Genomic DNA, 12,198 nt, shown 5'->3' with positions numbered 1-12,198 from the left:
TTGGACAATAGTGTATTTGATACGAATACTCCTGACCGTAGTTTTAGCGGATATAAATAACAGATAATTTTTTATCCACTTAAAAATAAGTTTATAAAATAGTATTTCTATGAAAAAGCACACAAACAAAACACGTATCGTGAAACGGTGGTTGGTTTTAATTATCATCTTGTATGGATTTAGTTTTAATGCCATCTCTCAAATTACTGTTTCCGGAAACGTTACAGACGGAGTTACTACCATACCGGGCGTGACTATTATTGAGGAGGGGACGTCAAACGGAACTCTTTCTGATATTGATGGTAATTATTCTATAACGGTTGCTGGTAAAAATTCAAAAATTACTTTTTCATTTGTTGGCTTAATTACACAAACGATTGTAGTTAATGATGCCACCACCATTAATATTCAATTAAAAGAAGAGATTTCAGAATTGGATGAAGTCGTTGTTATTGGTTACGGAACGGCTAGAAAAAAAGATTTAACCGGCGCTGTAAGTTCTGTGGGAGGGAAGGAGCTTGTTCAGGTTCCGGTAACTACTGCAGCGCAAGCCATTACAGGAAAAATAGCTGGGGTGAGTGTGATTACTCAAAGTGGTGCTCCCGGAGCAGATATAAATATTGTTGTACGAGGTGGTACGTCTATTACTCAAGGCTCTTCTCCATTATATATTGTGGATGGTTTCCAAATGGATGATGGTTTAAAAAATATCGATATTAACGATATTGAATCGATTGATGTAATGAAGGATGCTTCTGCAACAGCGATATATGGAGCAAGAGGTTCGAATGGAGTAGTTATTATTACCACCAAATCTGGTAAAAAAGGAAAAACAGAAGTTAATTACAATGCTTACGTTAGTTTTGAAAAGCTGGGTTCCGAGTTAAATCTGTTGAATACACAAGAATATGTTGAGTATCAATATGAATTTCAAACATTAAACGGACAAATTAATAACTGGGCTAATGTTTATGGAGGCGATATCTCCAATAGTAATTTTTATACCGGTGCTTACGACCGCATTCAAAGTCAATATGGTTCTGTCCCTGGTATCAATTGGCAGGATGTTGTTTTTGGTGGTACTGCAAAAATGACAAATCACAATCTGAACATTACCGGTAGTGGCGAAAAAACCCAATATATGTTGAGTTACAATTATACGGGTCAGGATGGTTTGGTTGATAAATCAGGTTATACCCGAAATGGAATAAGGGCTAAAATCAACCACGAGTTACGAAAAGGAATTAACCTTACATTTAGTTCAAGCTTTTTAGGAACAAAATTAGAAGGAGGAGGTTCTTTAGGAGGTTTATTGAAAATGTCAATTTTGCAGCCTGTAACTGGAGGTGTATTGTATACCGATGATCAATTAATTAATACAGATATTAGTGATGAAATGCAGGATATTGATTCTCAATACGACATTTACAATCCTTTAATTACAAATGATGCGGTTACCAAGACAAAGTATACGCGCTTGTATACCACCAATGCCTCATTGGATATTGACATTAATAAGAATATTAAATTCAGAACAGCAGGTAGTTATTTGTGGCAGCAGGTAAGATCCGAATCTTGGGATGACGGACGTACAAAAACAGCCCAAAACAATAAAGGACCTTATGGGAATAGGGACAACAGCGAAAAATATAGTTGGCAGGTTACCAACACTCTAACATGGAAAGGAGAAACAGGTGCTCACAAATTCAATGTGTTACTGGGACAGGAAACATACTATTCCGAGTCGATGGATTTAAAAAACACGTACTATGAATTTCCTGAAAATAACTTTGGATTAAATGATGTCAGCATGGCTGGTCAGGTATATTCATATTCATCCGGGAAAAGTTCAAATGGACTTGTGTCAGCTTTTAGCCGGTTAAACTACAATTTTGATGAAAGGTATTTAGTAACCGCAACAATTCGAGGAGATGGTTCTTCTAAATTTTCAAAAGGGAAACAATGGGGATATTTCCCATCTGTATCCGCAGCATGGCGGGTTTCAGAGGAGTCTTTTATGAGTAATATGGATGTGCTTAACAATTTAAAACTGCGCATCGGTTATGGAACTACCGGTAATTGCAATATTAGCAATAATATGTATGCTACCGATTATCAGTCTGGTTTTTATGCCGTTGACAACAAGCAGGTTGTAAGTTTAAAGCCCGGAAATACAGTAGGGAATCCAAATTTAAAATGGGAAACCACAAAATCTACAAATATTGGTCTGGATGTTTCTTTTTTTAATAGCAGAGTAAATTTAACTGCAGAGTTCTATAATAACAAGTCAAATGATCTTCTGATAAAAAATAAAATACCAACATCAACAGGTTATAGTTATCAATATCAAAATATTGGATCAATTCGAAACAGAGGATATGAGTTTGTGCTAAATACGACTAATATTAAGAATGATAATTTTAAATGGACTACCGATTTCAATATTTCATTTAATAAATCAAAAGTATTGGCAATATACGGTGATGATAAGGATGATTATTTTAAGCAAAATTATGACTCTCGTATTGATTTTCTAATAGAAGTTGGTAAACCCTTAGGTCAGTTCTATGGTTATCAGTATGATGGTGTATATACTACAGATGACTTTTCTCAAAATTCAGATGGATCTTATTCTTTAAATGATGGTGTACCTAGTTTGAAGGGAAAAATAAGAAGTTCAATAAAACCTGGAGATGTAAAATATAAAACTACAGAAGGCAATACGGATGATGATGGAAACCCTGTTTGGTCTACAGATGATAGAAAAGTAATTGGTAATGCTGAGCCTCTTTTTACTGGAGGTATAGTAAATACCTTTAAATACAAAGGGTTTGATTTTTCAGCATTTATGAGTTTCTCCTACGGAAATGATGTGTTTAATATGAATTCGCAGCGATTCATCGGTCCTTATCTGCCAAATCAAAATTCATTATCTGTTATGGCAGACCGCTTTGTATTGGTGGATCCTACAACAGGAAAAGAAACAACAAATTTGCAGCAATTGGCAGGACTTAATCCTCAGCAGCACAATAGCGATGCTATGTGGAGTTTAAACTCAAGTAATAAAATAGCCATCACCGATGCATTGGATTATTATATTGAAGATGGATCCTTTTTGCGGATAAACAACATTACATTGGGATATACCTTACCCACCAAGATCCTAAAACGAATGAAAGTGAATAGCCTTAGGTTTTATTGCACTTTAAATAATGTTCATACGTTCACGAAATACTCAGGATACGATCCTGAAGTATCTGCTACTTCGAATTTGTTAACAAGAGGTATTGATAATTCTGCTTACCCAAGAGCAAAAAGTTGTGTTTTGGGTTTAAATCTTACTTTCTAATCATATGAAAGGTCCATGTATAAAGCTTTCTACACACAGGGAGATGATTATATGGTAAGTTCTCCCGAAACAAGTTCGGGACAGGCTATATGACAAAAACTTAAAATTATAAACATATGAAACGTCCATGCCAAAGCAATTTTGACACACAAGGAGATGATTATTTCAGCATGGTAAGTTCTCCCGAAACAAGTTTGGGACAGGCTATATGGCAAATCAAAACAAATTATAAACAGATGAAAAAAATAAATATAAGTTATATAATGATTCTTTTGTTGCTGAGTTTTACACTTAGTTCCTGCGAAGACTGGTTAGATATGCCTTCGGAATCGAAATTCGATAGTAGTTCAGTTTTTGAATCTGTCAGCAGAGCTGAAATGGCGGTTTTAGCCTGTTATCCAAATACTTTTAACCGTGAATTGTATTACCAATTGGGTATGGGTACCGACGAGTGCATATCAAGCGAAGGTGATACCAATTCAAAAAATCAAATTGGAAACTACGTTTACACCACCTCAAACATTCCTTCATCAACATATACAGCCTTATATGCAGGTATTGAATATGCTAATGTTTGTATAAAGAAGCTTACAGCGATGCGAGAGGGGAGCTCTGTTTCCGATCAAAAAAATATTGATTATTTGTTGGGCGAAGTATATGCCATACGAGGTATGAATTTTATGAATATTGTTAGATTTTTTGGTGATGTGCCATATCCAACAAAACCTGTTGAAGATATGGATACGTTTACCTCATCAAGAGTAAGCCGCGATACTATTATGGACGGAGTTATTTCGGATCTTCAAAAAGCAGCAGAATTACTTCCCTGGAAAAGCCAGGGTGTATATCCAACCCCTGAACGATTTTCAAAAAATGCGGCTTATGGCATACTGGCCAGAGCCGCTTTATATGGGGCAGGATATTCATTAAGATGGGATCTGGAATCGTATTCTTCAGGATCGGTTACTTTGGCTCAAAGGGCTGATAAAGAAAGAATTAATGAGCTTTATGAGATAGCTTCCGAAGCTTGTTATGAAGTTATTCAAAAAGGGGAAAATGAATTGGAGAATAGCTATGCAGATGTTTTTCGGGACTTAGTTAATGGCCGGTATAACTCTGAATCTTTGCTTGAAATAGGTCAATATGGATCTAACGTGAATGGATATTCTATAGGTTATACGAATGGTATTTATTCTCACCCTAATAGCATGTATTCAAAGGTAAAACCAGCTATGCATGCTATTCCCACCTACTGGTTCGATTTTAACGATGGGGATACCAGAAGAGATGTAACGATTTGCAATTATGATATTAATTCAGATGATGAGCGTAAACTAAGTACATATGCGGGATGTACCATAGGCAAATTTAGGGTAGACTGGAAAGCTGAGATTGGTGTTGCGGTGAATAAGCGTGATATTAATTGGCCTATGTTACGTTATGCAGATGTTTTGTTAATGTATGCTGAAGCAGAAAATGAGTTGCATAGTTCACCTGGAACTGAAGCTGAAAAAGCCTTAAAGGCTGTACGTATGAGAGCATTTAACAATGATGAGTCTAAAATTGGTGATATTCCCTCTACTTACAATGAATTTAAAAAAGCGATTATAAATGAGCGAAAACTGGAATTAGGATTTGAAAGTTTAAGAAGAACGGATCTGATTCGCTGGGGTATTCTTTTTGAAACATTAACAGAAACGAAGCAAAATTTAATAAAATTAGCTAACCATACAGGATCTTATCATGATGCTGACATGTATAGAGCATATAATTCTATTAAAGCAACAGAATTTGAAGATCCACTTGTTGCCGTAAATTATTTGAGTTATAAAAATGAATTATCTGATACTGAAATAGCAGATTTGAAAACCCAGGGATATACCGTACTTGACATGTTTGGAAATGATGATTTATCCAATTCAAAAACTTTAAATGCAGATGAAATATGGATTGAATCTCTATTTAGAGGATTAGAAAAAAATAAAGTAGAACTATTACCATTAAATCAAAATATGATTGATGTGAATTCAGGATTAGAAGGGCAGCAACATCCTCTTTATTAATGATAATTGGTTCTTGTTTTTAAATTACCTGATATAAAATTAGTTTAGGAAAATAACAAAATTACCATTGCTGGGCAATCAGCGCCTGGCAGTGGTATTTGTCTTAAATAGTTTTTGGTTAAAACAATATTGACAATGGGTTGTTGGTTGTTTGTAAATTATTGATAATTAATGTTTTGAGTGGATTGTGTGCTATTGGTTAAAATACCAATTACTAATAAGAGTGTTATTTCTTCTTCTGTTATGAAACGTCCATGTATAAAGCTTTCTACACACAGGGAGATGATTATATGGTAAGTTCTCCCGAAACAAGTTCGGGACAGGCTACATGGCAAAAACATACAGTTATAATCATATGAAAATCATTTTCCAGTATAAGCCTGATTATTTAAGAAATGCAGTAAAATCAACCATTTAGATCTGCAGTATGAGCCCGTACAATATTCCATAGATTTGTACAATCCTTCATACGATGCATTATCTTCATGTCTTAGATTTGAGTTTCCATATCTATTTCAAAATCAAAGTCTGTTTTTTTAGTAAATGACGAAAATTAAATCCATAAATAATATAGAATTTATCCTATTATGAAACGTCCATGCCAAAACATTTTTTGACACACAGGAGATGATTATTCCCGGCATGGTAAGTTCTCCCGAAACAAGTTCGGGACAGGCTATATGGCAACTGAAAAACAAATAATAAACATATGAAACGTCCATGTATAAAGCTTTCTACACACAGGGAGATGATTATTTCAGCATGGTAAGTTCCATATGGCAAATGAAAACAAATTATAATCATATGAAACAATTCTTACTAATTGGAATAGCCTGTTTGGCCTTATTCGCCTGTCAAAACAAAGTGCCTGAAAAAATAAACAGGTACGAATTAGTAACGCGAAATAATCCGGTCGTAACCAAAATTGACGAATTAAGTTCTTTATCGGTTGGGAATGGAAATTTTGCTTTTACGGCAGATGCCACAGGATTGCAAACTTTTCCAACCAACTATAAAAAAGGTGTTCCTTTAGGAACTCAGTCACAATGGGGATGGCATAGTTTTCTTAATCCCAATAATTATAAGCCGGAAGAAGCTTTAAAAACCTACAATTTTAGAGGAAAAGATGAGTTGTATGCTGTGCAAAGTAAAACTCCGGGAAGAGCGCATGATGCAGCCAACTGGTTTAGGAAAAATCCGCATCGTTTGCATTTAGGCTATATAGGATTGGAATTAAGTCATCAAGATGGGAGTACGGTTAATTCTGATGATATCACTGATATTCATCAGGAATTGAAATTGTGGGATGGTTTACTGCTTAGTCAATTTAAATTGGATTCTGATTCTGTTTTGGTGAAGACAGCATGTCATCCATCTATAGACGAAGTGCAGGCACAAATATCATCAGCACTTATTGGCAAGGCTCAGTTAAAAATCAATTTTAAATTTCCTTACCCAACAGGAAACCATTCGGATGATGCCAGCAATTGCGATGTACCCGAAAAACACAAAACGGAGGTCGTTTCTCAAGGTGATGGATTTTGTCTGTTGAAACGAACATTGGATAATGACTGTTATTTTGTGAAAATTAAATGGGAAGGAAAGGCGCAGATGGATGAAAAAGCTCCTCATTATTTTGTTTTATCGCCAAACAGTAATCAATTTTCTTTTACCTGTGCCTATTCGAAAGAGAAACCTGATGATAATACAGATACTTTAGACAATGTTCTTGCGAAATCATCGGAATATTGGCAATCATTTTGGAAAAATGGTGGTGCCATTGATTTTTCGAAATGTACCGATAAACGAGCGAGCGAATTGGAACGACGCGTAATTTTATCTCAATATTTAATGGCGATACAATGTGCCGGATCCATTCCTCCACAGGAAACAGGTTTAACCTACAACAGTTGGTTCGGTAAATTTCATTTGGAAATGCATTGGTGGCATGCAGTTCAATTTGCATTATGGAACCGTACTGATTTATTGGAGAGAAGTCTGGATTGGTATTCTACAGCTTATCCTGTTGCAAAAGAAATAGCCGAACGACAAGGCTTTGATGGTGTTCGCTGGATGAAAATGACCGATCCTTCGGCCACCGAAGCACCTTCTTCGGTAGGTTCGTTTTTAATTTGGCAGCAACCTCATTTTATTTACATGAGCGAGCTTGTATACCGCAGTCATCCTTCGAAAGAAGTCCTTACCAAGTACAAGGATCTGGTGAATGCAACAGCTGAATTTATGGCGTCGTTTGCCACTTATGATGAGACGGGAGACAGGTATGTTCTGAAAGGAATTATTCCTGCACAGGAATCATTAAGGGCAGCAGAAACTATTAATCCGCCATTCGAGTTGTCTTATTGGCATTATGCCTTGTCAGTTGCCCAAAATTGGCGCGAACGATTAGGCGAAAAAAGAAATGAAAGATGGGATGATATAATCAATAAATTATCGCCGTTAGCCGAAAAGGATGGTTTGTATCTGGCAGCAGAAGATGCTCTGGATACTTACCAAGATATCCGTTTTACTTCCGATCATCCAGCCGTATTGGGTGCTTTGGGGATTTTGCCTCAATGTAAATTGGCAAGACCGGATGATATGAAAAACACCCTTAATTGGATTTTACAAAACTGGAATTGGGACAAAACATGGGGATGGGATTATCCAATGACAGCAATGTGCGCGGCCAGATTGGGTGAATCTGAAAAAGCAGTGGAAGCTTTATTAATGGACAAACGAACCAACACTTATTTAATCAATGGCCATAATTATCAGGATGATCGTTTAAGGGTTTATCTGCCTGGTAATGGTGGTTTGTTAACTGCTGTTTCCATGATGTGTGCAGGATGGGATAACAATACGATTGGCACTCCCGGATTTCCTAAGGATGGAACCTGGAATGTGGTATGGGAGGATTTGGCTGTAATGCCTTAATCAGGAATGAAAAACAAAAAAAATTAAATGAGATTATTCTTAACAGCAATATTATCCCTTTCATTTATCTGTGCAACAGCTCAGTATAAATCTGATGCAAATAATAAATTGGAACGGGACCTTCGATACCAACCGGACAATGATGGTTTTGTTATCCTTAACGGGAATAAAAAATTTAATCGGGCACTTTATGGAGGACACAGTGCATTTCGTGTAGAGACCGGAGATGTGCCTGAGTTTGGTTTTTTTATGCCAAATATGGGTGGAAATCTTCAATTGGGTTTTGTGAACGGGCAAAACAGCGTCTGGTTAAATAGTGCTTCTCAAATTAAAAGTACTTATTATCCGGGATGTCGAATTTACGAAATACAGGATTCTTTTATCAGTAATGGTATTATAAAACTTGCGGTATTGGCTTTGGCAGATTCTGATGGGATGATCATGAAAATTGAAACTGAGAACATCCCTGAAGGTATTGAACTTTTATTGATGTATGGCGGGGCAAGCAATAAACGGTTTTCGCGAAATGGGGATCTTGGTGTGGATAAACCGGACTGTTTTGATTTGCATGCCGATGATTGTTTAGGTAATGATTATAGCATTTACAAGAACTGTTTTTCGTTGGACTATGGACAGAACACTAAAAACCCCAGATCTATTGAAGCTTGTTTTCCTGCAGATTCAAAGCTAAAAACAGGATCTCCGTTCTCTTTAGATTCTCCCATGCAGGTTTGGAACTCTAAAGTATCTGATAATAAATCTGTTTTGGTGGCAAAAATACCGTTGGAAAATTCGGTAAAAAAGTTTGTGTGTATTCAGTTGAAGAGTGATAAGTCTTTAAATTATAGTGATTTAACGGAATGGTACGATCAGGCAGAAGGAAGAAGAAAAGAAATTGCAAATGCAGTTCAAATAGAAACGCCGGATTCTTTTATTAATCCATTGGGCGGTGTATTGAGTACTGCTGCCGATGCCATTTGGGACAATTGCTGGATGCATGGAGCCATTGGTTGGAGGATGCCGCTTAATGGCTGGCGGGCTGCTTATGTTGGAGATTGTGTTGGCTGGCATCACAAAGCCAGGCAGCATTTCGATAATTATGCAGCATCGCAAATAACCGATATAGAACCATCAATTCCTCATCCGGCTCAGGATTCCTCTTTGAATTTGGCAAGAGCTGAAAAAAAATGGGGGACGCCAATGTATAGCAATGGTTACATTTGCCGAAATCCAAATCAGACAACAAAAATGCATCATTACGACATGAACCTGTGTTATATTGATGAGTTGCTTTGGCATTTGAACTGGACAGGCGATTGGGAATATGCTAAAATAGTTTGGCCGGTTATCAAGCGCCATCTGAAATGGGAAAAATTAAATTTTGATCCCGATAACGATGGCCTATATGATGCTTATGCAAGCATTTGGGCAAGTGATGCTCTTTATTACAACAGTGGTGCAGTTACTCATTCTTCGGCATACAATTACAGGGCAAATAAAATGGCAGCATTAATAGCTTCAAAAATTGGAGACGATCCGCAAGCTTACATTGTTGAATCTGAAAAAATAATGAAAGCACTTAACTCAAAACTTTGGTTGACTGAGAAAGGATGGTGGGCAGAATACGTTGATTTAATGGGGAATAAAAATGTTCATCCCAATGCAGGTGTTTGGACAATTTATCATGCTTTGGATTCTGATGTATCAGATATATTTCAGGCTTATCAGGCCACAAGGTATATCGATACTGAAATTCCTCACATTCCTGTTAAAGCCAAGGGATTGAATGATGGAATCAATTATGAAATCATTTCAACAACGCATTGGTTTCCGTATTCATGGTCAATTAATAATGTGGCCTTTGCTGAGGTGGCTCATACCGCACTTTCTTATTGGCAGGCAGGTAGATACAATGAAGGTTTTAAACTGTTCAAAAGCTCTGTTTTAGACGGAATGTACATGGGAAGCAGTCCCGGTAATATCGGACAAATTAGTTATTACGATAAAGCCCGCGGAGAATGCTACCGCGATTTTGGTGATCCTGTTGGAATGTATTCCAGAGTATTGGTAGAAGGATTATTTGGAATTCATCCGGATTTATTAAACAACCGGCTGGAGCTTCGTCCCGGATTTCCTTCCGGATGGGAGCATGCAAGTATTACTACTGCTGATATTACTTTGAAATTCGATAGGGAAGAAGAAACGGATACTTACTTGATCAGAAATAAACTGGCTGAAAAGGTAAATCTGGAATTAAAGGTGTTGGCAGTAAGAGATCAAATTTCAGAGGTTTTGGTTAATGGAGAATCAAAATCATGGTTGCTTGTTGAAAATATTGGAAGTCCTTTGATTCAAATTAATGCTGAACTAAAAGATAGTGCGCAGGTTCAAATCATTTGGAAGGGTAAAAATCTTAAAAAATCAGATTACCAAAAAATAGGAGTGGCTGATGATCAATGGAAATTTAGCACAACAAATAAAATTGCAGCTATTTACGATCCTCAAAATGTATTGAATCAGGCATCTGTGAAATCCAAATCCATTTCGGGACAATTAGTGGGTGAAGTAGGAAACCGGACTTTATTCGTACAATTAGAACAAGGTCAAATGAATTGGTGGGAACCGGTAAATATTGAAATTAAAGATGCATTTGATATTTCTTACAATGCCGAAGATGAAGAACTGGCCTTTTCAATCACCAACAATGGCAACAAGTTATTTTCGGGCAATGTGATGGTAAATCAGTTTTCAATTCCGTTGTCAGTAGAAGCAGGACAAACATCAGCTTTAATTAAAATTCCGGATACTTGTGCTGTATTTGGCAGTAATCGTCTTCAAATTTTGAATGATGATAAGTGTTTGTTTCAAAAAACAATCACCAATTGGAATGTGAAAGCAAATTCCGGTAATTATAAAATGGTGAATATGGATCAATTTTTTAATGCATCTGTATCGGATATATTTAAGCAAGAATATTTGTCGCCAAGATCGCCTTATACCACTTTGCAAATTCCAACACAGGGAATTGGCGAATGGTGTCATCCGACCCATACAGCAGAAATTGATGACAGTGGGTTAAGAGCTTCTGCTAAAAATAGCCTTCTAAATACACCATTTCATGTTCCGTTTCGCACGATTTGTGATTTAGAAAGGAAAAACATTGTTTTTACCAGTTTGTGGGATAATTATCCAACGAAAGTGGATATTCCGGTATCAGGAAAGGCACGACATGCCTATTTTATGATGGCTGGAAGCACAAACCACATGCAATGTCATATCCCAAATGGACTCATAAAAGTTCATTATACTGATGGCACTCACGAAGAATTGAATTTAGTGAATCCGGATAATTGGTTGCCAATAGAGCAGGATTTGTATGTAGATGATCACGCTTTTGCTTTGAAACGACCAGCTCCATACCGAATAGCTTTTAAAACGGGAATTGTCAGCAGGAATTTGGGTGAAGAATTAGGGATAAGCAAAGACGAGGTATATGGTCGTGGGATAGATGGCGGTGCAGGTATTTTCATTGATTTGCCTTTAAATTCATCGAAAGAATTGCAAAGCATAAGCTTGGAAAGTTTGGCAAACGATGTTGTTATCGGATTAATGGGAATTACTTTATTAAAATAAGTTCACACGATGAAATGAGATTTGAAACGTCCATGTATAGAATTTTCACACACAGGGAAATGATTATATAGTAAGTTCTACCTGACAAAAAATTAAAATTATAAACAGATGAAACGAGCCATGAGAAGACTTTTCTAACACACGAGGATGACTAAATTGGCGAATTCTCCCGAAACAAGTTCGGGACAGGCTATATGGTAATAAAAAACAAATTTAGAC

At 36.6% G+C, this 12,198-nt stretch carries 4 protein-coding genes; all 4 read left to right on the top strand.

Annotated features, from left to right (window positions below; all coding sequences use genetic code 11):
• Positions 1–109 precede the first annotated feature (109 nt).
• The 4 genes from BZG01_RS06795 (at position 110) to BZG01_RS06780 (ending at position 11,979) form a co-directional block, all read left to right on the top strand.
• Positions 110–3,349: a SusC/RagA family TonB-linked outer membrane protein gene (locus BZG01_RS06795; protein WP_101309062.1), complete on the top strand. Its 3,240-nt coding sequence runs from the start codon at positions 110–112 to the stop codon at positions 3,347–3,349.
• A 116-nt stretch (positions 3,350–3,465) separates the two neighbouring features.
• Positions 3,466–5,412, top strand: a complete 1,947-nt coding sequence (locus BZG01_RS06790) for a RagB/SusD family nutrient uptake outer membrane protein (protein ID WP_218973034.1) — start codon at positions 3,466–3,468, stop codon at positions 5,410–5,412.
• A gap of 804 nt (positions 5,413–6,216) precedes the next feature.
• Positions 6,217–8,346, top strand: coding sequence for a hypothetical protein (locus BZG01_RS06785; protein ID WP_101309106.1), 2,130 nt, complete (start codon positions 6,217–6,219; stop codon positions 8,344–8,346).
• Positions 8,347–8,373: 27 nt separating this feature from the next.
• The gene (locus BZG01_RS06780; protein ID WP_180327241.1) at positions 8,374–11,979 is read left to right on the top strand and encodes a DUF4450 domain-containing protein; all 3,606 of its coding nucleotides are present in this window, start codon (positions 8,374–8,376) and stop codon (positions 11,977–11,979) included.
• Positions 11,980–12,198 lie beyond the last annotated feature (219 nt).

The sequence above is a fragment of the Labilibaculum manganireducens genome, assembly GCF_002843385.1.
GTDB classification, from domain to species: Bacteria; Bacteroidota; Bacteroidia; order Bacteroidales; family Marinifilaceae; genus Labilibaculum; species Labilibaculum manganireducens.
This window is presented reverse-complemented; position numbering and strand designations above follow the sequence as displayed.